Here is a 20,217-nt window from a genome sequence, read left to right as displayed (position 1 = left end):
CGCTATCCGGCACCTTCCAGGAAAAGAACCTACATGTCTTCATCCCGTCCGGTATTCCGCTCGCGTTGGCTTCCCTATTTGTTGGTGGCTCCGCAGCTGGTTATCACCGTTATTTTCTTTATCTGGCCCGCCGGTGAAGCGCTGTGGTACTCGCTACAATCCGTTGATCCGTTTGGTCTTTCCAGCCAGTTTGTCGGACTGGAAAACTTTGTCGCGCTGTTTCATGACCCGTACTACCTCGACTCATTCTGGACCACCATTAAGTTCAGTACGTTAGTCACGGTAAGTGGTCTGCTGGTGTCGTTATTTTTTGCGGCGCTGGTGAATTACGTGGTACGTGGCAGTCGTTTTTACCAGACGCTGATGCTCTTGCCCTATGCCGTCGCGCCTGCCGTCGCCGCCGTATTGTGGATCTTCCTGTTTAACCCAGGTCGCGGGCTGATTACCCATTTTCTCGGTGAGTTTGGCTATGACTGGAACCATGCGCAAAACAGCGGTCAGGCAATGTTTCTGGTGGTGTTCGCGTCGGTCTGGAAGCAGATTAGTTACAACTTCCTGTTCTTCTTTGCCGCACTGCAGTCTATCCCGCGGTCGCTGATCGAAGCCGCCGCGATTGATGGTGCAGGGCCGGTTCGCCGCTTCTTTAAGCTGGCGCTGCCGCTGATAGCCCCGGTCAGCTTCTTTCTGCTGGTGGTGAATCTGGTTTACGCCTTCTTTGATACCTTCCCGGTGATCGATGCCGCCACGGCGGGTGGACCGGTACAGGCGACCACGACGTTGATTTATAAGATCTATCGCGAAGGCTTTGTCGGGCTGGATCTCTCCGCCTCGGCCGCGCAATCGGTGGTGCTGATGTTGCTGGTCATTATTTTGACGGTGGTGCAGTTCCGCTATGTGGAAAGTAAGGTGCGTTACCAATGATTGAGAACCGTCGTGGGCTGACAATATTCAGCCATGCCATGTTGATTATGGGGATCATGGTGATCCTGTTTCCGCTGTACGTCGCGTTTGTCGCGGCGACGCTGGACAACAAAGCGGTGTTTGAAACGCCGATGACGCTGGTTCCCGGCACGCAGTTGCTGGAGAACATGAAATACATCTGGGTCAACGGCGTGGGCGTCAACAGCGCGCCGTTCTGGTTGATGATGCTTAACAGCTTCATCATGGCGTTCAGTATTACGGTAGGGAAAATCACCGTCTCCATGCTTTCCGCATTCGCCATCGTCTGGTTCCGCTTTCCGCTGCGTAACCTGTTCTTCTGGATGATTTTTATCACCCTGATGCTGCCGGTTGAAGTGCGAATCTTCCCGACGGTGGAGGTTATCGCCAACCTGAAAATGCTCGACAGCTATGCGGGTCTGACGCTGCCGTTGATGGCATCGGCTACTGCGACCTTCTTGTTCCGCCAGTTCTTTATGACCCTGCCGGATGAGCTGGTTGAGGCTGCGCGTATTGACGGCGCATCACCGATGCGTTTTTTCCGCGATATCGTTCTACCGCTGTCAAAAACCAATCTGGCGGCGCTGTTTGTTATTACCTTTATCTACGGCTGGAACCAGTATCTGTGGCCGTTGTTAATTATTACCGACGTCAATTTGGGCACTGCGGTGGCGGGTATCAAAGGCATGATCGCCACCGGTGAAGGCACTACGCAGTGGAACCAGGTTATGGCCGCCATGCTGCTGACGCTCATCCCTCCGGTAATCATCGTGTTAGCCATGCAGCGCGCGTTTGTGCGTGGTTTAGTGGACAGTGAGAAATAAAATGGCAGGACTCAAACTACAAGCAGTAACCAAAAGCTGGGACGGCAAAACCCAGGTAATTAAACCGCTGACGCTGGACGTCGCGGACGGGGAATTTATCGTGATGGTTGGGCCATCCGGCTGCGGAAAGTCTACGCTGCTGCGGATGGTAGCCGGGCTGGAGCGGGTGAGCGGTGGCGATATCTGGATTGATAATAAACGCGTCACCGAGATGGAGCCGAAGGATCGCGGCATTGCGATGGTCTTTCAAAACTACGCGCTCTACCCGCATATGAGCGTGGAAGAAAACATGGCCTGGGGGCTGAAAATCCGCGGGATGGGTAAGGAACACATTGCTGAGCGGGTAAATGAGGCGGCGCGTATTCTCGAGCTGGGTGAGCTGCTCAAGCGCCGTCCGCGCGAACTTTCTGGCGGTCAGCGCCAGCGCGTAGCGATGGGACGAGCGATTGTGCGCGACCCGGCGGTATTCCTGTTCGATGAGCCGCTTTCTAACCTTGATGCCAAGCTGCGCGTACAGATGCGTCTGGAGTTACAACATCTGCATCGCCGCCTGAAAACCACTTCGCTATACGTGACGCACGACCAGGTTGAAGCGATGACCCTCGCCCAGCGGGTGATGGTGATGAACAAAGGCATTGCCGAGCAGGTAGGTACGCCGGTTGAAGTGTATGAAAAACCTGCCAGCCGCTTTGTGGCGAGTTTTATCGGCAGCCCGGCAATGAATCTGCTGGACGGGCGCATCAGCGCCGCGGGCACCCATTTTGAACTGGAGGGTGGCATGACGCTACCCATCGGCAGAAGCGCGAGAGAGTCTATTGGCCGTAACATGACGTTGGGTATCCGCCCGGAGCATATTGCGCTAAGCTCGCAGGCCGAAGGCGGTGTGCCGTTGGTTGTTGATACACTGGAAATGCTGGGCGCAGATAACCTGGCACACGGACGCTGGGGCGAGCAAAAGCTGGTGGTGCGACTGGCGCATCAGCATCGCCCGACGGCTGGCAGCACGCTGTGGCTGCATCTGCCGGAAAATCATCTGCATCTTTTTGATGGCGAAACAGGACAACGCGTATGAGTAACTGGCCTTACCCCCATATTGTCGCCCATCGTGGCGGCGGTAAGCTGGCACCAGAGAACACCCTGGCGGCGATCGACGTGGGGGCGCGATACGGGCATACCATGATCGAGTTTGACGCTAAATTGTCGAAAGACGGTGAGATCTTCTTACTTCATGACGACAACCTGGAGCGAACCAGCAACGGCTGGGGCGTGGCAGGCGAGCTGAACTGGCAGGATTTATTGCGCGTGGACGCCGGCGGCTGGTTTAGCGGTGAGTTTAAAGGTGAACCGCTGCCGCTGCTCTCGCAAGTGGCCGAGCGCTGCCGTCAGCATGGAATGATGGCAAATATTGAAATTAAACCCACAACCGGTACCGGAACGTTAACCGGCAAAGTCGTGGCGCTGGCCGCGCGGGAACTGTGGGCGGGAATGACGCCGCCACTATTGTCATCCTTTGAAATTGATGCACTTGAAGCGGCGCAGCAGGCGGTACCTGAACTGCCGAGAGGCTTGCTGCTTGATGAATGGCGCGAGGACTGGCGCGAGCTGACCACACGGCTTGGATGCGTCTCTATTCATCTTAATCACAAACTGCTGGATGAAGCGCGTGTGGATGCGCTGCGCGATGCGGGGCTACGTATTCTGGTATATACCGTCAACCGACCCCAGCGCGCGGCGGAACTGCTGCGCTGGGGCGTGGACTGCATCTGTACCGATGCCATTGATACGATTGGTCCGGATTTCCAACCTTTTTAAGGCCCAATCGTTTTTAACGGAACGTTAGGCTGCGGCGTGCTGGAGGGCTTCAGCATGTCGCCGTTCTTTTTCTCTGACAGCATATGTTGCTTATTCAGAGAGCTGTCCGGGTTACGGGTTCCACTCAACATCCCACCGTTGCTGTTGGGCAGCATTTGCTGCTGACCGGAATTTAGCTCGCCTGGCTGAGACTGAAGGACCCGCTGGGAGTTGGTGTTAATTTGGTTTTCCAGATGCTGTTGCTGCATACGCGTCTGCGTTTGCAACTGCTGGTTGAGCATCCCTTTCTGCTGAATTTGCTGCGTTTGCATTTGGGTTTGCATACGCTGCTGACTCGGGATCTGATAACCGGGTTGGTTCGGGTTATTCATGGTGTTGATGGGCTGTGCAAAGCCTGCAAACGGCAACAGCATGGCTAAAAGTAAGAGTCGTTTCATCGCTTTTCTCCTCTCGGGGATCTCTTAAGTTTACTCCTTTCTCGCCGTTACGATGATTATTTCAGAGTTATGCACCAGGCTTAGTGGGGGCCGACCCCCATACATCTGGAGAATAACGATGATAAAACCGACGTTTTTACGCCGGGTAGCCATTGCTGCTCTGCTCTCAGGAAGTTGTTTTAGCGTTGCTGCCGCGCCGGCTGCACCACCACCGGTATCTTACGGAGTCGAGGAAGATGTGTTCCATCCCGTACGTGCTAAGCAAGGGATGGTGGCCTCTGTGGATGCTTTAGCTACCCAGGTTGGGGTGGACATTCTTAAACAGGGTGGGAATGCCGTCGATGCCGCCGTGGCCGTTGGCTATGCGCTGGCGGTGACGCATCCCCAGGCGGGCAATCTGGGCGGCGGTGGTTTTATGCTGCTGCGTACCAAAGACGGTAACACCACAGCGATCGATTTTCGTGAAATGGCGCCTGCTGGCGCGACCCGTGACATGTTCCTCGATGAGCAGGGCAACGCCGATGCGAAAAAGTCGCTGACGTCGCATCTGGCATCCGGTACGCCGGGTACCGTGGCGGGTTTCTCGCTGGCGCTGGAGAAATACGGCACGATGCCGCTGAACAAAGTGGTGCGCCCGGCGATGAAGCTAGCGGAAGAGGGCTTTGTGGTTAATGACGCGCTGGCCGACGATCTGAAAACCTATGGCAGCGAAGTGCTCCCTAATCACGAGAACAGCAAAGCCATTTTCTGGAAGGACGGCGAGCCGCTGAAAAAGGGCGACAAGCTGGTGCAAAAGAATCTGGCGAAAAGCCTGGAAATGATTGCCGAGAATGGCCCGGATGCGTTTTATAAAGGGGCGATTGCCGATCAGATAGCCGGGGAAATGCAGAAGAACGGCGGGCTGATGACCAAAGAGGATTTAGCCAGCTATAAAGCCGTGGAGCGCACGCCGATAAGCGGTGACTATCGCGGGTATCAGGTCTTCTCCATGCCACCGCCGTCCTCTGGCGGTATTCACATCGTGCAGATCCTCAATATTCTCGAAAACTTCGATATGAAGAAGTACGGATTTGGCAGCGCCGATGCTATGCAGGTTATGGCTGAAGCGGAGAAATATGCTTACGCCGACCGTTCAGAGTATCTGGGCGACCCGGATTTTGTGAAAGTGCCGTGGCAAGCGCTGACCAACAAAGCCTATGCTAAAACGCTTGCCGATCAGATTGATATCAACAAGGCTAAGCCTTCCAGCCAGATCAAACCTGGCAAGCTCGCCCCATATGAAAGCAACCAGACCACTCATTTCTCAGTGGTGGATAAAGACGGCAATGCCGTGGCGGTGACGTATACCCTGAATACCACCTTCGGGACAGGCATCGTGGCGGGTAACACCGGCATTCTGCTCAATAATGAAATGGACGATTTCTCCGCCAAGCCGGGCGTGCCGAACGTTTATGGACTGGTGGGCGGTGATGCCAACGCGGTTGGGCCGAAAAAGCGTCCGCTGTCATCGATGTCGCCGACTATCGTGGTAAAAGACGGGAAAACCTGGCTGGTTACCGGCAGCCCTGGCGGAAGCCGAATTATCACTACCGTGCTGCAAATGGTGGTCAACAGCATTGATTTCGGGATGAACGTCGCCGAAGCGACTAACGCGCCGCGCTTCCATCATCAGTGGTTACCGGATGAACTGCGCATCGAGAAGGGCTTTAGCCCGGATACAATCAAACTGCTGGAGCAAAAAGGACAGAAAGTCGCGCTGAAAGAGGCGATGGGCAGCACGCAGAGCATCATGGTTGGACCGGATGGCGCACTGTATGGTGCTTCTGACCCGCGTTCCGTGGATGATTTAACGGCGGGATACTGATTTTTGATTAATAGCCCGGTGTCAGGCACCGGGCGTTTTGTTGGCTATGCCGTGAGTAACCGCGCTGGATTATCAATACAGAGCTTGCGAAGAGTATCGTTGTCTACTCCACGGGCAGCCAGATAGGCGAGGAAAACATTCGGGACAAACCCCCAACCGTTCCCCCCATTTTTTGCCCACATCTGTTTGAGAAAAACATCATGGCTTAAAACTATCTGATCGGCGTAACCCAGTTCAATCAGATGAGCTACCGCATCTGCGGTCTCCTGAACGCCTGGGGCGATACCTTCTTTAGGGAAGGTAATGTCCATACCAATCATGTCAAATTCAAGCCACACGCCGCGGTCGAGCATTTTACGTTGATAGGCAACATCTTTTCCTGACGGGTCCGAGTGTGCCAGCGAAACTTTTGCCGGAGAGACGTTCATCTCTTCAAGGACAATATCCAGTACCTCATCACCCAGCCGCAGCCACCCTGGCATATGGATATTCATCGCCGTATGGGGATTATTACGTTGTGCCAGAGACGCCGCTCGCAGACTGTTACGTTCCGCTTGGGTAAATGCGGGTGACACGCCAATTTCACCGATCATACCGGCGCGAATATCCGTTTCGCCAATCCCCTGATTCAGTTCCTTATCAATCAGTGCGGCTAATGAATCGACAGGTTTATGGATCCTGGTGCTTTCAAACTTCTCCAGATAAGGTCCTGATGAAGCAACGATATTCAAACCGGTTTTTATTGCCACTTCCCGTAACGATGAAGCGTCCCGACCGATAGACTCAGAACCCGTCGCGTCGACAATCGTCCTGCCTCCTAGTGACATAAAATTATTGATTTCAAAGATGACATCATCAATCTCTTTTCTGTCCATGTTATCGGCGCAGCAGTATGGGTCGTGTTTCAGTCCCCACTGAAGGTCAGCACTGACTTTTTTTCCTACCAGTTGCTGTGAAAAAGCATAATGTGGTTCATCAACAACGGATGACAGATCGTTAAACAGATGCTCATGCGGGAGCGTTAGCCCCATATCAGTGCGCGCCACTGGGCCTGTCACTGTTTGCAGGAAACCTTTCATCCTGACACCTCCATTTTTTGCGCCATTTTGGATGCTCTGTATTCTGGAATGGTGGTAACAATTGCGCCCACTAACGCGAACAACGTGCCGATGATGGTGACCAGATAGACCGTATTGCCTAAGGATGGGATCAATTCATCAATCAATACCGACCCAAGCAACTGGCCTGCGGTAGACGCTACCCCCAGCATTAGCAGACCTAAGCCTCTGACCAGAATCGCCATCAGCCCGATGGACAGCAGACCCAGCGGGCCACCGAGATACATCCACCACGTATCGGGTAACTGGACGGTGACATGGCCTAATGCGACACGTATCGCCAGTGCAGCGCCCAGCACACAAAAGCCGACAATGAAGTTCCAGGTAATGGAAACCAGCATAGAGCCCGTGGCCTCGGCAACTTTGGCATTTCCAGCAGGCTGCCAGCCAGCGAGTAATCCTGCCAAAAATGGAAGGATAGCGAGCAGGATAAAGGAGGTTGAATGCCACTGTGGCGACACGACAAAAATCGTGGCAATAACCGCGAACAATGCGCCAGCAACGCGCCATGGGGTGAAATATTTCTTCTCATCCACACCGACACCAAAACGGTCGCACAGTAGGCCGGAAAGGAGCAGGGCGGAAATTAATGCAGTTTGAAACGTGGCAACGCCCAACGCGCTGGCTGATGCCCCTTCCGAAAATACAACCATCGCTCCACATAATCCGGCAAACCAATTCCACAGCGGGATTTTTCTCTTTTTAATCAGCGTCGGGATCGATGCGAATTGCTGGCGTGTTTCTTTACGCGCAATAATAATGAAAAACATGACGACCAGACCGCTGGCGAACGAGATTACTGCACAAGCATTACCATCTTGCAACCAGTGTCCCAATTGCCCATTAACGGCAGACTGCATTGGGGAAAGCATACCGGCTAAGATGGTTGCAAGCATCAGTAAGGGAGTTGAGTACTTATTTTTGTTCATACATCAATCCTTGTATTTTATAAAAGGAGTAACTTTCGTTACTCCATTGTTTTTTATTTTCTGGCGATGAATTGAAGCGTGTTAACCCACAGGTCGGTATAAAACGGCCAGGACATAAATTGCTGTGTTCCCCAGTGTGGCGAACAGTCGCTCATGAAGCAGGCGGTTTTACCCTGTTGGTATTCACCGAACACTAACAGCGGGTCATTATTTATTGTTAAAACAACATCGGCATCTTCTCTGGCGACAACCTGGTTATATCCAAGAAATACCGGGTAGTCTGAGAATCCGTTAACGACAGGATGTTCCGGGGAGATAGCCTCAGCGCAGATACCCTCTGGTTTTTCTACCCGGTCATCGCCGTCAAGCATAATAACTGGCAAAACCTCGGCAAGAATGGTGTTCTTGTAATTAGCCTTGGCCTCAATGCCCATAAATGACAGATAGCCGCCAATCATGAGCAGACCACCACCATTTCTGACATACTCTTTAATTGATTCCAGAGCATTTGGCTTTATTTTTAGCTGATAGAACGTCTCGTTTTGCAACAGGAACGTATTGCTGCCGATATCGCTAATAACAATGACATCATAACGGTTTAGTTCATCAATGCTTTCTGGAAATACAATTTGCACGGTGTGAGCCGGCATATAATCAATTTCTACGCCACCTTTCTTTAAGCATTCCAGCAACCATGTAGCACCTTCTTCATATTTACTGGAGGTAAAACTGTCATAGCCTTTTGAATGAATCATGTGAATATGCCAGGATTCTCCAATAAAGAGCACCTTTAGTTTTTTCTGCGTATTGTTCATAGTCTGCTCCTTGATTTAGTGAGTAGAGATAGTTTGTTTGTAATGTGAGCCCTGAATGCGATGAAGAACGGATTCGTTTTCTGGCATGTCAGAGGCATTGGGTGTTTCAACAGCAAGCGAGGCGAATGCGCTCGCGTAGCACAATGCAGATGCCAGTGATTTTCCTTTAGCAAGGCCAGACGCGAGTGCGCCATTGAAGGCATCGCCAGCGCCAGCCGTATTTTTTACAACGGCCGGAAATGCCGGAGAATAGATGAATTGCGTTCCGTCATAAGCGAGAGAACCTTTGCTACCCAATGTGATAATGGTATTTTTGACACCTTTTTGATGAATAATCTTTGCTGCACATTTGGCTGATTCAATATCGTTGACGGACATGTTTGCCAGCAGACCAGCTTCGGTTTCATTTGGCGTGATATAATCGATGTCATCAATGATGGTATTAACCATTTCATTATATGGCGCTGGGTTAATAATGACCGGGATATCATTTTTCTGTGCGAGACGAATGGTTTGTTGAAGTGCTTCGTAATTTGTCTCCAGTTGTACGAGAACAATATCTGAATGAACGATGGCTTCTTTTTGTATGGTGATTTCATCAGGTGAAATTGTCATGTTAGCACCTGGATAGATAGCGATGACGTTATCCCCGGTATCTCCATTCACCATAATAGTCGCTGTACCTGTCTGTGTTTCTTTGGTCTGATAGATAACGCTTTTATGGATTTTTGATGAGTTTATAAAATTAATGGCGTAATCACTGAAATGGTCTGACCCTACTTTAGTAATAAAATGCACATCAGAATCGGCATAGCTTGCCGCTAATGCCTGATTGCATCCTTTACCACCGGGCGAAAAAATAAATTTATCGGCAAGTAATGATTCGCCTGTCGAGGGTAGCCTCGGTAGGTAACTGATAATATCAACATTGAACGAGCCAATAACACATACATTATTCTTCATGGCAGAGAGACCTTTTTTTATTTTCTGCGCTGATTCATATTTTTCCAGCACATAAGCAATTTCGTTTTTTGCAACGTTATCAAGAGAGTCAAGGGTAATAAATGCACCACCATGACAGCGAGTGAGATATCCCTGCCCGGCAAGTTCATTGAGATCTGAGCGAATAGTTTCCTTTGTTACCTTGAGACTTTTCGCCAGATTTGAAACTTTTACAACTCCCGAAATACTGATTTCTTTCAATATTCTATGATGGCGTTCAAATTTCATTTTTTACCTCACCGTGGTTAAGTTAGTCCTAGGGGAAGTATATTGTTGTGATTGTCACCATAAAGTGATGGCAGAAACCAAAAAAAAACAAAAATGTAATATTAATATTATTAAAGTTACGAAAAATAGCGATGAAGATAGAAAGCTGAATAACCATATAATTCAGGTGGTTGTTAAGCCTGAACATGACGGTGGGGGAAGGCGATAGGCTGTAATCAACAACTCTATGTCAGGACTGGATGGCGCTTCCGTTCTTGAATTTTTCGGTGGGATATAAAAAGAATGGCCTACAGCGTTTTGAACGATGTAGGCCTGACCGGTAGGTTATGGCGCATATCGCTGCAGTGATTCGGACCAGCGGAATATTTGGCTGCTTTTATCCTGTAGGTTAACGCGCTCTAAGTCATAAAACCCGTGCGTCTTTGCCGAGCGCATTTTAAGAATGTACTTACTTTCGCTGATGTCGTGCTGCCTTGTGCCGTCTTTATTCCAGTCTCCAGCAATGTCCGAATAGTAATAAACAAGGTCAGAAAACACGTTGATTATCTTGCTGTCTTTGATGGTGTAGAGTTCCAGCACTTCATAAAATGCGCCGCCGCCGGAATACGCATCAGAGTATCCACCCCGCACCCCGAATGCCAGGGTATCGGGGGCGATCCGGTAGGGTGCCAGATCCAGTTTTGTATAATAAGCCAGCGGTCTGACGGACTCATCATCGCTCTCTTTTTCTGCGGCTTTATTCCACTCTGAGAGCTGGTTTAACGGTTTTTCCGAGCGTGCAATCGGCGTTAGCTGTGGATTCTGCCAGGAAAAAACGCCGAGATATAATTTATTAGCGCGCCCGTTGCTGTAGTTTTCCGGACAGGTGTTATCCGCGTATTTTTTTGCTTGCACGGTGTCAGCCTTATTATCGGCGAAACAGGCAATGCCAATATATTTACCGTCTTTTCCCCAAGATTTAGCACCAGTCAGAATCAGGTTGTCAGGATCTTCATTCGGTGCAACCCAGGCAATCCACTGCTTTTCAGATAAGCCCTGAGGAAGCTCACCAAATCCTTTCGCGGGTGTTGCTCCCGCCATTTGTTCAGCGAAAATCTGTTTACCTTCCGGATGTTGGATGGCACTGGGTACAGAATCGAGATTTTGTACGGTAGTGGCAAAAGCAGGGGAGAGCGAGGCCAGCAACACCAGGGGAAGGTACTTTTTCACTATTGCGTCCTTTCAATAAGCAGGGCGATATGACTCGCCCTTAAATTTATTTCACGCGCGCCATAAAGTAGGCATCAACATACTCACCGTTGCGCAGGCCGTATTTCTTACCGGTGCCTTCGATTTCAAAGCCGTACTTCTTATAGACTGCTACAGCAGGCTCATTATCAACAAATACCGTCAGCTCAATGCGCTCGACGCGCAGCCAGTTGTCGCACATGTCGATCATCGTACGAATCAGCGCGCTGGCAACGCCACGATTGTGCCACCTGGCATCCACGCAGATACCAAAATCGGTCACGTGGCTGCGGCGCGGGCGCTGCGCGACCTCAATACAGAGATGCCCCACGACGATACCGTCAATGCAGGCAACCAGTTGTTTGACACCGGCTTGCTCGGTTAGCCGTGCTTGCCACATTTCGAGGGAAGGATGAGGAACCTGTAGCGTGTTGTGGTACACCTCCGGCTGGGCGTGGATCTGACGAATTGCGTCGTAATCTTTCGGTTCAGCGTGGCGTATCACTATCTCACTCATTCCTTATCTCCTGCAGGGTTAATTGTGCATTTACACTCGCTGAGAAAGAAAAATCCGTCAACTGCATTTTTTTGCAAAAAGAAGTAGACAAGTGCGAATGAGAATGATTATTATTGCTCTGCGTTCAGGGGAACCCCTACGGAGAACCTGAAAGCACGACATTGCTCACATTGCTTCCAGTATTACTTTAGCCAGCTTTTGCTGGCTTTTTTTTTGGGGTTTTGTTTCAGCCTGGCTTACTTGTCATTTTGTCCCCGGGGTGGGGCGACTGATGCCGGATGGCGCTTGCGCTTATCCGGCCTACAGCTGAGACCTGGGTTTTGTAGGCCGGATAAGGCAACGCCGCATCCGGCACGATGACAGGATGGATTCAGTCTCCAGCCGCTTTGCGCTATGGTGTAGACAATCACCTTCAAAAGGATCGTCTCATGACCTTACACTGCGCATTTATTGGATTCGGTAAAAGCACCACTCGCTACCATTTGCCGTACGTCCTCAACCGCAAAAATAGCTGGCACGTCGCGCATATTTTTCGCCGCAACGCCAGGCCAGAAGAGCAGGCGCCGCAGTATTCACATATTCACTTCACCAGCGACCTCGACGAGATCTTAAACGATCCGCAGGTGAAACTGGTTATCGTCTGTACCCATGCTGACAGCCATTTTGAATACGCTAAACGCGCGCTGGAAGCGGGTAAAAATGTGCTGGTTGAGAAACCCTTCACGCCGACGCTTGTGCAAGCAAAAGAGCTGTTCGAGCTGGCGCAAAGTAAAGGGCTGACCGTTACGCCGTATCAGAATCGTCGTTTTGACTCCTGCTTCCTCACCGCGAAAAAAGCCATTGAGAGCGGCAAGCTCGGCAAGATTGTTGAGGTTGAAAGCCATTTCGATTACTACCGTCCTGAAGCAGAAACCAAGCCGGGACTGCCGCAGGACGGCGCGTTTTATGGTCTGGGCGTACACACCATGGATCAGATTATCTCGTTGTTCGGACGCCCCGATCATGTGGCCTACGACATCCGCAGCCTGCGCAACAAAGCGAACCCGGACGATACCTTTGAAGCGCAGCTGTTTTACGGCGACCTGAAAGCCATTGTTAAAACCAGTCATCTGGTGAAAATCGACTATCCGAAGTTTATCGTCCATGGCACCAAAGGCTCGTTTGTGAAGTACGGCATCGACCAGCAGGAAACCAGTCTGAAGGCTAATATCATGCCGGGTGAGCCAGGTTTCGCTGCTGATGATTCTGTTGGGGTGCTGGAGTACGTCAACGATGACGGCATCACGGTGAAAGAAGAGGTGAAGCCGGAAGTGGGGGACTACGGTCGCGTCTATGATTCGCTGTACCAGACGCTAACCGCCGGTACGCCTAATTACGTCAAGGAATCTGAAGTTCTTACCAACCTGGAGATCCTCGAACGTGCCTTTGAACAAGCAACGCCTGCCACGATAACCCTCGCCAAATAGCCTGCACAGACTCCTCTGGGCTTGTTCATATTTTTTGAACAGAGGAGTCAATTTTCACCCTCTATGATCCCAGGCGGATTGAGTCCACACTTACTCCATCGAAAACATCTGGGGGTGAACACAATGATCTACTTACGCAAAGCTAACGACCGTGGCCACGCTAATCATGGCTGGCTCGATTCCTGGCATACCTTCTCTTTTGCCAACTACTATGACCCGAACTTTATGGGGTTCTCGGCACTGCGCGTGATTAACGATGACGTAATCGATGCAGGCCAGGGCTTTGGCACTCACCCCCATAAAGACATGGAAATTCTGACCTATGTGCTGGAAGGCGCGGTGGAGCATCAGGATAGCATGGGCAATAAAGAGCAGGTTCCGGCCGGTGAGTTTCAGATCATGAGCGCCGGGACGGGGATCCGTCACTCGGAGTACAACCCGAGCAATACTGAGAAGCTGCATTTGTATCAGATCTGGATCATGCCGCAGGAAAACGGTATTACGCCGCGCTATGAACAGCGCCGTTTCGATGCCGCTCAGGGTAAACAACTGGTGCTGTCGCCGGATGCCCGTGATGGTTCGCTGAAAGTGTACCAGGATATGGAGCTGTACCGTTGGGCGCTGCTCAAAGATGAGCAGTCGGTGCATCAGATTGCCGCGGAACGCCGCGTGTGGATCCAGGTCGTAAAAGGTAACGTGACGATTAACGGGACCAAAGCGACCACCAGCGACGGTCTGGCAATCTGGGATGAACAGGCAATTTCTATTCATGCCGACAGCGACAGTGAAGTGTTGTTGTTTGATCTGCCGCCAGTATAAAAATACACGTCATCCTTCAAGCTGCATCTGTGTTGGCTTTCCTCGCTCACCCCGGTCGCGTACTTAATGTACGCTCCCGGGGATTTAATGAGGGACATCCTTGTCCCTCACCAGAGGCAACCTTCGGTTGTTCAAATTCGTTCCTGACGAATTTGTCACTGCGTCGCCGCCTTGATGCAACTCGAATGATTTTGTGTATTTATCACAATAAAAAACTCCTTTTTTTCTCTGCGAAGGTTCACGCACGTCCGTGGTAAACTGGGGGAATCTATCCCTTTTTAACGCTTCAGGACGATGAAAAAGAAAAGACCCGTACTTCAGGATGTAGCCGACCGCGTGGGCGTGACCAAAATGACGGTCAGTCGCTTTTTGCGTAATCCGGAGCAGGTCTCCGTGGCGCTGCGGGGCAAAATTGCCGCTGCACTTGATGAGCTGGGTTATATTCCCAATCGCGCTCCTGATATCCTTTCTAACGCCACCAGCCGCGCTATCGGCGTGCTGTTACCGTCTCTCACTAACCAGGTTTTTGCTGAAGTGCTACGCGGCATTGAGGCCGTCACCGACGCCCATGGTTATCAAACCATGCTCGCGCACTACGGCTATAAGCCTGAGATGGAACAAGAGCGCCTGGAATCGATGCTGTCGTGGAATATCGATGGCCTGATCCTCACCGAACGTAGCCATACGCCCCGTACGCTGAAAATGATTGAGGTTGCGGGTATCCCGGTGGTTGAATTGATGGACAGCCAGTCTCCGTGTCTGGATATCGCCGTCGGTTTCGACAACTTCGAAGCCGCGCGTCAGATGACTGCCGCTATTATCGCCCGCGGGCACCGTCATGTAGCCTATCTTGGCGCACGTCTTGATGAGCGTACTATCATCAAACAGAGAGGCTACGAGCAGGCAATGCGCGATGCCAACCTGGTGCCGTACAGCGTGATGGTGGAACAGTCTTCTTCCTACTCCTCCGGTATTGAACTCATCCGTCAGGCGCGGCGCGAATACCCGCAGCTCGACGGCATTTTCTGTACCAACGATGACCTGGCGGTAGGGGCGGCCTTCGAATGCCAGCGTTTAGGGCTGAAAATCCCGGATGACATGGCGATTGCCGGATTCCACGGTCACGACATCGGGCAGGTGATGGAGCCGCGTCTGGCGAGTGTGCTCACGCCGCGTGAACGGATGGGCAGCATTGGCGCAGAACGCCTGCTGGCGCGCATTCGTGGTGAAGCAGTCACGCCTAAAATGTTAGATTTAGGTTTCACCTTGTCACCGGGCGGATCTATTTAAGCCAACAACTTTGAAGTAGCTCACACTTATACACTTCGAGCACGAATGGATATTGCTTCTCTATTTATCCGGCTGGACAATGTTACCGATAACAGTTACCCGTAACAATTTCCTGATTCTTGTACCAGTGGGGGCAACGCTTTGAGCACGACTAATCATGATCACCACGTTTACGTTCTGATGGGCGTATCGGGCAGCGGTAAATCTGCTGTCGCCAGCGAAGTGGCGCATCAACTGCAGGCCGCGTTTCTTGATGGCGATTTTCTCCATCCGCGCAGCAACATCATGAAAATGGCTTCCGGTGAGCCACTCAACGATGACGACCGTAAACCGTGGCTACAGGCGCTGAATGACGCCGCTTTTGCGATGCAGCGTACCAACAAGGTTTCGCTGATCGTCTGTTCTGCCTTGAAAAAAGTCTACCGCGACCAGTTGCGCGACGGTAACCCGAACCTCTCTTTCATTTATCTGAAAGGGGATTTTGACGTTATCGAAAGCCGTCTGAAGGCGCGTAAAGGCCACTTCTTCAAAACACAGATGCTGGTTACCCAGTTTGAAGCGCTGGAAGAACCGGGTGCGAATGAAAACGATGTACTGGTGGTCGATATCGATCAACCACTGGACGGTGTGGTCGCCAGCACCATTGAGGTTATTAACCAAGGCAGTAAGTAGTGAGCACATTAACGCTTGTTTTAACAGCAGTAGGGTCCGTTTTATTACTGCTGTTTTTAGTGATGAAGGCGCGTATGCACGCCTTCGTTGCTTTGATGGTGGTATCCATTGGTGCAGGTCTCTTTTCCGGTATGCCGCTCGATAAAATCGCGGCGACCATGGAAAAAGGGATGGGAGGCACGCTCGGTTTCCTGGCGATTGTGGTGGCGCTGGGGGCGATGTTCGGCAAGATTTTGCATGAGACCGGCGCGGTCGATCAGATTGCCGTCAAAATGCTGAAATCCTTCGGTCACAGCCGCGCACATTACGCGATTGGCCTGGCCGGTCTAATTTGCGCGCTGCCGCTGTTCTTTGAGGTGGCGATTGTGCTACTGATTAGCGTAGCGTTTTCAATGGCACGCCATACCGGTACTAACCTGGTTAAGTTGGTCATTCCGCTGTTTGCGGGCGTGGCGGCTGCCGCAGCGTTCCTGCTGCCGGGGCCTGCGCCGATGCTGCTGGCCTCTCAGATGCACGCCGACTTTGGCTGGATGATCCTGATTGGCCTGTGCGCCGCGATTCCGGGCATGATTATCGCCGGGCCGCTGTGGGGTAATTTCATCAGCCGTTACGTTGAGCTGCACGTACCGGAAGACATTACCGAGCCGCATCTGGGCGAAGGCAAAATGCCCTCCTTTGGCTTCAGCTTATCGCTTATCCTGCTGCCGCTGGTGCTGGTTGGTCTGAAAACCATCGCCGCACGCTTTGTTCCGGTCGGTTCTTCAACCTACGAATGGTTCGAGTTTATCGGTCATCCGTTTACCGCGATTCTGGTTGCCTGTCTGGTGGCGATTTACGGTCTGGCGGTGCGCCAGGGCATGCCAAAAGACCGCGTGATGGAGATCTGCGGCCATGCGCTGCAGCCAGCGGGAATTATTCTGCTGGTGATTGGCGCGGGCGGTGTGTTCAAACAGGTACTGGTGGATTCCGGCGTTGGTCCGGCGCTGGGCGAAGCGTTAACCGGTATGGGCTTGCCGATTGCCATCACCTGCTTCGTGCTGGCGGCGGCGGTGCGTATCATTCAGGGTTCCGCGACCGTGGCCTGCTTAACGGCGGTCGGTCTGGTGATGCCAGTGATTGAGCAACTGAACTATTCCGGTGCTCAGATGGCAGCGCTGTCTATCTGTATCGCGGGCGGCTCTATCGTGGTCAGCCACGTTAACGATGCCGGTTTCTGGTTGTTCGGTAAATTTACCGGCGCGACCGAAGCGCAAACGCTGAAGACCTGGACGATGATGGAAACCATCCTCGGTACGGTCGGCGCGATTGTCGGTATGATTGCCTTCCAGCTGTTGAGCTGATGGCATTGCCCGGTGGCGCTTGCGCTTACCGGGCCTGGAAACGAGCATATATCAACACCGTAGGCCGGGTAAGGCGAAGCCGCCACCCGGCTTTTTTACAGCACCATCACACCATCCTCGATTTTCAACCAACGCGGCGCTTTTAACGTATCGGCGAAATAGCCTACCAAATCCTGCAGTAAATCGCCCGCCACGCGTTCCATCTCGTCAGACAGCGTTTTGCTCATCAGTAAATGCGTCAAAAGCTGGCAGTAACGCCCCATCTGATCTGGTTCGGGTTCAAAGAGGGGAGTGCGGGTCGGTAAGGTTTCTACCGTCAGGCTGGCCTGTAGATGCTGCGGTACAGGTTCCGTTAAGGTTGCTTGTAGTAGTGCCAGACAGGCCGACAGGCGCGCACATATCGCCAGTTTTTCAACAGGGTCATGACATTCAACAAGCCCTTCGACAAAACGCTCACAGTTATCTGCCAGCTCGGTAAAATCCGTTGCATGGCTAAAGGGCAGGGTAAATAAGAGTGTGAAAAGAGAGGGGTAGTCGCCATAGGGCAGCCTCCAATGAGTGAAATTTACCACCACCGAAGGGACCAACCTTTTGGTGGCGGGCTGAACGGAGTTGGTCCTACCGGCCTCATTGGATACCGGTGCGTCTTGTGACGCCACCGTCCAGCCCACCATTGAGGTGTAGCTGGTCGCACGACAAAAGTGAATTTTATCGCGAATGAGGTAATCAGGGGACCAATCCTGGCACCTGATTTTGCAGGTGCAGCGAGAAGATAATTCTTATCCGCGATGCTGACAAGAGCGTATTCCGGAAGGTGCTTCGCAGAAATGAAAATACGCTTTTTCAGAGACTTAAATGATTGAGGTGTTTCTCACAAACACATTCACGGCGCTGATTGCCCGGTGGCGCTAGCGCTTACCGGGCCTACAAACGAGCACATATCGACACCGTAGGCCGGGTAAGGCGAAGCCGCCACCCGGCATAAAGTGAGTGCGTTACCCCTTCATCCACATCCGAACGCCGTCGAGGAACATCTGGGTTGCCATCATCACCAGAATCAGCCCCATCAGGCGCTCCAGCGCGTTAACCCCTTTCTCTCCCAGCAGGCGTAAAAATAGCGAAGACTGCAGCAAAATCACGAATGTGCCGCCCCAGGCGATCAGCAGCGCAATCACCAGGTGCCCCATCTGGTTTGGATACTGATGCGACAACAACATTAATGAGGCCAGGATTGTCGGCCCGGCTACCAGCGGAATCGCCAGCGGTACGATAAACGGCTCTTCACCAGCCGGAAGCCCGGTGCTATTCCCGGTGGCGCTGGGGAAAATCATCTTAATGGCGATCAGGAACAGAATGATGCCCCCGGAGATCGATACGGTTTCTGCACGCAGGTTAAGAAATGCCAGAATTTTCTCGCCCGCAAACAGGAATATCAGCATCACCAACAGCGCAATAAACAGCTCGCGAATCATAATCGCGCGGCGACGTTTTGGTTCGGTATGTTTCAATACGGACATGAAAATGGGCAGATTTCCGAGCGGATCCATAATCAGGATCAATAAAACTGCCGCTGAAATGATTTCATTCATAACTCAAATTCCCTGATAATTACCGCGGACTTTCTGCTTGCTTGCGCAGCGGGATAAGTCGCATTACTGATGGCTTCGCTATCATTGATTAATTTCACTTGCGACTTTGGCTGCTTTTTGTATGGTGAAGGATAGGCCAGTAGGATACTGGTTAGCATACACAGCACACATCTCTGCAGGAAAAAACGCTATGAAAAATGTTGGTTTTATCGGCTGGCGCGGTATGGTCGGCTCTGTTCTCATGCAACGCATGGTTGAGGAGCGTGACTTCGACGCCATTCGCCCTGTTTTCTTCTCTACTTCCCAGCTTGGGCAGGCGGCACCGACGTTCGGTGGCACCGCGACCGGCACACTTCAGGACGCTTTTGATCTGGATGCGCTGAAGGCGCTCGATATCATCGTGACCTGTCAGGGCGGCGATTATACCAACGAAATCTATCCAAAGCTTCGTGAAAGCGGTTGGCAAGGTTACTGGATTGACGCAGCCTCTTCGCTGCGTATGAAAGACGATGCCATCATTATTCTCGATCCGGTTAACCAGGATGTCATCACCGACGGCCTGAATAAAGGTATTAAGACCTTTGTCGGCGGCAACTGTACCGTTAGCCTGATGCTGATGTCTCTCGGTGGCCTGTTTGCCAATGACCTGGTTGACTGGGTTTCCGTGGCAACCTATCAGGCGGCTTCCGGCGGCGGCGCGCGCCATATGCGTGAACTGCTGTCTCAGATGGGGCATCTGTATGGCCATGTGGCCGAGGAACTGGCGACCCCTTCCTCTGCTATTCTCGACATCGAACGTAAAGTGACGACCCTGTCCCGCAGCGGCGAACTGCCGGTTGATAACTTTGGCGTACCGCTGGCCGGTAGCCTGATTCCGTGGATCGACAAACAGCTCGATAACGGTCAGAGCCGCGAAGAGTGGAAGGGACAGGCGGAAACCAACAAAATTCTCAACACGTCTTCCGTGATCCCGGTTGATGGTCTGTGCGTGCGCGTCGGCGCGCTGCGCTGCCACAGCCAGGCGTTCACCATTAAACTGAAAAAAGATGTGTCTATTCCGACCGTGGAAGAACTGCTGGCGGCGCACAATCCGTGGGCCAAAGTTGTACCAAACGATCGGGATATCACCATGCGTGAGCTAACCCCGGCGGCCGTCACCGGCACGCTGACCACGCCAGTAGGCCGTCTGCGTAAGCTGAACATGGGACCGGAGTTCCTGTCAGCCTTTACCGTGGGCGACCAGTTGCTGTGGGGTGCTGCGGAGCCATTGCGCCGTATGCTGCGCCAATTGGCGTAATAGTTTGTTAACGATCAAGGGGTGAGGAATCA

The 20,217-nt window shown here is 52.0% G+C and carries 19 protein-coding genes and 1 pseudogene; 11 read left to right on the top strand and 9 right to left on the bottom strand.

The window, feature by feature from the left end:
• Positions 1-33 precede the first annotated feature (33 nt).
• From ugpA to ugpQ, 4 genes are read left to right on the top strand one after another with little or no spacing between them, the layout of a single operon-like run.
• Positions 34-921 carry a sn-glycerol-3-phosphate ABC transporter permease UgpA gene (ugpA, locus tag OGY18_RS18480; RefSeq protein WP_126956409.1) on the top strand — a complete coding sequence of 296 codons (888 nt, stop codon included), beginning with the start codon at positions 34-36 and terminating at the stop codon, positions 919-921.
• Positions 918-1,763, top strand: coding sequence for a sn-glycerol-3-phosphate ABC transporter permease UgpE (ugpE, locus tag OGY18_RS18475; RefSeq protein WP_003023450.1), 846 nt, complete (start codon positions 918-920; stop codon positions 1,761-1,763). Before ugpA ends, ugpE begins: the two co-directional genes overlap by 4 nt.
• A gap of 1 nt (position 1,764) precedes the next feature.
• Complete coding sequence (locus OGY18_RS18470) at positions 1,765-2,835, top strand: sn-glycerol-3-phosphate import ATP-binding protein UgpC (RefSeq protein WP_123268815.1); 1,071 nt, start codon at positions 1,765-1,767, stop codon at positions 2,833-2,835.
• Positions 2,832-3,575, top strand: a complete 744-nt coding sequence (gene ugpQ / locus OGY18_RS18465; RefSeq protein ID WP_003827589.1) for a glycerophosphodiester phosphodiesterase — start codon at positions 2,832-2,834, stop codon at positions 3,573-3,575. The genes OGY18_RS18470 and ugpQ overlap by 4 nt, the downstream gene beginning before the upstream one ends.
• Here the strand turns inward: ugpQ and OGY18_RS18460 are convergent.
• Complete coding sequence (locus OGY18_RS18460; RefSeq protein WP_003827591.1) at positions 3,572-4,012, bottom strand: DUF2756 family protein; 441 nt, start codon at positions 4,010-4,012, stop codon at positions 3,572-3,574. The two genes, ugpQ and OGY18_RS18460, sit on opposite strands and share 4 nt — an antisense overlap.
• A gap of 118 nt (positions 4,013-4,130) precedes the next feature.
• Here OGY18_RS18460 and ggt point away from each other — a divergent pair, with 118 nt between their 5' ends.
• Complete coding sequence (gene ggt, locus OGY18_RS18455; RefSeq protein WP_003827593.1) at positions 4,131-5,876, top strand: gamma-glutamyltransferase; 1,746 nt, start codon at positions 4,131-4,133, stop codon at positions 5,874-5,876.
• Positions 5,877-5,920: 44 nt separating this feature from the next.
• Here ggt and OGY18_RS18450 read toward each other — a convergent pair whose 3' ends face one another.
• The 6 genes from OGY18_RS18450 to yhhY form a co-directional block, all read right to left on the bottom strand.
• Positions 5,921-6,955, bottom strand: coding sequence for a phosphotriesterase family protein (locus OGY18_RS18450; RefSeq protein WP_286553951.1), 1,035 nt, complete (start codon positions 6,953-6,955; stop codon positions 5,921-5,923).
• Positions 6,952-7,923 (bottom strand): DMT family transporter, encoded by a 972-nt coding sequence (locus OGY18_RS18445; RefSeq protein WP_079934302.1) that lies wholly within the window; start codon positions 7,921-7,923, stop codon positions 6,952-6,954. Before OGY18_RS18445 ends, OGY18_RS18450 begins: the two co-directional genes overlap by 4 nt.
• A gap of 53 nt (positions 7,924-7,976) precedes the next feature.
• A complete protein-coding gene (locus OGY18_RS18440) occupies positions 7,977-8,738 on the bottom strand; it encodes a glutamine amidotransferase (protein WP_286553946.1) in 762 nt (253 codons plus the stop codon).
• A 15-nt stretch (positions 8,739-8,753) separates the two neighbouring features.
• The gene (locus OGY18_RS18435; protein ID WP_003827600.1) at positions 8,754-9,968 is read right to left on the bottom strand and encodes a PfkB family carbohydrate kinase; all 1,215 of its coding nucleotides are present in this window, start codon (positions 9,966-9,968) and stop codon (positions 8,754-8,756) included.
• Between the two features lie 324 nt (positions 9,969-10,292).
• Positions 10,293-11,177, bottom strand: coding sequence for a hypothetical protein (locus OGY18_RS18430; protein WP_286553944.1), 885 nt, complete (start codon positions 11,175-11,177; stop codon positions 10,293-10,295).
• Positions 11,178-11,223: 46 nt separating this feature from the next.
• Positions 11,224-11,712 (bottom strand): N-acetyltransferase, encoded by a 489-nt coding sequence (gene yhhY / locus OGY18_RS18425; RefSeq protein ID WP_286553941.1) that lies wholly within the window; start codon positions 11,710-11,712, stop codon positions 11,224-11,226.
• A 428-nt stretch (positions 11,713-12,140) separates the two neighbouring features.
• Between yhhY and OGY18_RS18420 the strand changes: the two genes are divergently transcribed.
• The 5 genes from OGY18_RS18420 (at position 12,141) to gntU (ending at position 17,299) form a co-directional block, all read left to right on the top strand.
• Entirely contained in the window at positions 12,141-13,178 is a 1,038-nt protein-coding gene (locus tag OGY18_RS18420) for an oxidoreductase (protein WP_286553939.1), read from the top strand.
• A gap of 123 nt (positions 13,179-13,301) precedes the next feature.
• Positions 13,302-13,997 (top strand): quercetin 2,3-dioxygenase, encoded by a 696-nt coding sequence (yhhW, locus tag OGY18_RS18415; protein WP_016151113.1) that lies wholly within the window; start codon positions 13,302-13,304, stop codon positions 13,995-13,997.
• Positions 13,998-14,291: 294 nt separating this feature from the next.
• On the top strand, positions 14,292-15,287 hold the full coding sequence (gene gntR / locus OGY18_RS18410) for a gluconate operon transcriptional repressor GntR (RefSeq protein WP_003023473.1): 996 nt from the start codon (positions 14,292-14,294) through the stop codon (positions 15,285-15,287).
• A 141-nt stretch (positions 15,288-15,428) separates the two neighbouring features.
• Positions 15,429-15,959 (top strand): gluconokinase, encoded by a 531-nt coding sequence (gntK, locus tag OGY18_RS18405; protein WP_003023475.1) that lies wholly within the window; start codon positions 15,429-15,431, stop codon positions 15,957-15,959.
• Positions 15,959-17,299, top strand: a complete 1,341-nt coding sequence (gene gntU / locus OGY18_RS18400) for a gluconate transporter (protein WP_003827609.1) — start codon at positions 15,959-15,961, stop codon at positions 17,297-17,299. Before gntK ends, gntU begins: the two co-directional genes overlap by 1 nt.
• A 95-nt stretch (positions 17,300-17,394) precedes the next feature.
• Here gntU and OGY18_RS18395 read toward each other — a convergent pair.
• A pseudogene (locus OGY18_RS18395) lies at positions 17,395-17,840 on the bottom strand (hypothetical protein).
• A 454-nt stretch (positions 17,841-18,294) separates the two neighbouring features.
• Positions 18,295-18,888 (bottom strand): NAAT family transporter YhgN, encoded by a 594-nt coding sequence (gene yhgN, locus OGY18_RS18385; protein WP_003023480.1) that lies wholly within the window; start codon positions 18,886-18,888, stop codon positions 18,295-18,297.
• A 190-nt stretch (positions 18,889-19,078) separates the two neighbouring features.
• Between yhgN and asd the strand changes: the two genes are divergently transcribed.
• The gene (gene asd, locus OGY18_RS18380; RefSeq protein WP_003827614.1) at positions 19,079-20,185 is read left to right on the top strand and encodes an aspartate-semialdehyde dehydrogenase; all 1,107 of its coding nucleotides are present in this window, start codon (positions 19,079-19,081) and stop codon (positions 20,183-20,185) included.
• Positions 20,186-20,217: the final 32 nt, after the last annotated feature.

The sequence above is a fragment of the Citrobacter sp. Cpo142 genome (genome assembly GCF_030332425.1).
Lineage (GTDB): Bacteria > Pseudomonadota > Gammaproteobacteria > Enterobacterales > Enterobacteriaceae > Citrobacter > Citrobacter portucalensis.
The sequence above is the reverse complement of the archived record's forward strand: the minus strand, read 5'-3'. Positions and strand labels throughout refer to the sequence as shown.

Coding starts and splice junctions, on each gene's coding strand:
- ugpA (WP_126956409.1), top strand. CDS start 34: ATGTCTTCATCCCGTCCGGTATTCCGCTCGCGTTGGCTTCCCTATTTG.
- ugpE (WP_003023450.1), top strand. CDS start 918: ATGATTGAGAACCGTCGTGGGCTGACAATATTCAGCCATGCCATGTTG.
- OGY18_RS18470 (WP_123268815.1), top strand. CDS start 1,765: ATGGCAGGACTCAAACTACAAGCAGTAACCAAAAGCTGGGACGGCAAA.
- ugpQ (WP_003827589.1), top strand. CDS start 2,832: ATGAGTAACTGGCCTTACCCCCATATTGTCGCCCATCGTGGCGGCGGT.
- OGY18_RS18460 (WP_003827591.1), bottom strand. CDS start 4,012: ATGAAACGACTCTTACTTTTAGCCATGCTGTTGCCGTTTGCAGGCTTT.
- ggt (WP_003827593.1), top strand. CDS start 4,131: ATGATAAAACCGACGTTTTTACGCCGGGTAGCCATTGCTGCTCTGCTC.
- OGY18_RS18450 (WP_286553951.1), bottom strand. CDS start 6,955: ATGAAAGGTTTCCTGCAAACAGTGACAGGCCCAGTGGCGCGCACTGAT.
- OGY18_RS18445 (WP_079934302.1), bottom strand. CDS start 7,923: ATGAACAAAAATAAGTACTCAACTCCCTTACTGATGCTTGCAACCATC.
- OGY18_RS18440 (WP_286553946.1), bottom strand. CDS start 8,738: ATGAACAATACGCAGAAAAAACTAAAGGTGCTCTTTATTGGAGAATCC.
- OGY18_RS18435 (WP_003827600.1), bottom strand. CDS start 9,968: ATGAAATTTGAACGCCATCATAGAATATTGAAAGAAATCAGTATTTCG.
- yhhY (WP_286553941.1), bottom strand. CDS start 11,712: ATGAGTGAGATAGTGATACGCCACGCTGAACCGAAAGATTACGACGCA.
- OGY18_RS18420 (WP_286553939.1), top strand. CDS start 12,141: ATGACCTTACACTGCGCATTTATTGGATTCGGTAAAAGCACCACTCGC.
- yhhW (WP_016151113.1), top strand. CDS start 13,302: ATGATCTACTTACGCAAAGCTAACGACCGTGGCCACGCTAATCATGGC.
- gntR (WP_003023473.1), top strand. CDS start 14,292: ATGAAAAAGAAAAGACCCGTACTTCAGGATGTAGCCGACCGCGTGGGC.
- yhgN (WP_003023480.1), bottom strand. CDS start 18,888: ATGAATGAAATCATTTCAGCGGCAGTTTTATTGATCCTGATTATGGAT.
- asd (WP_003827614.1), top strand. CDS start 19,079: ATGAAAAATGTTGGTTTTATCGGCTGGCGCGGTATGGTCGGCTCTGTT.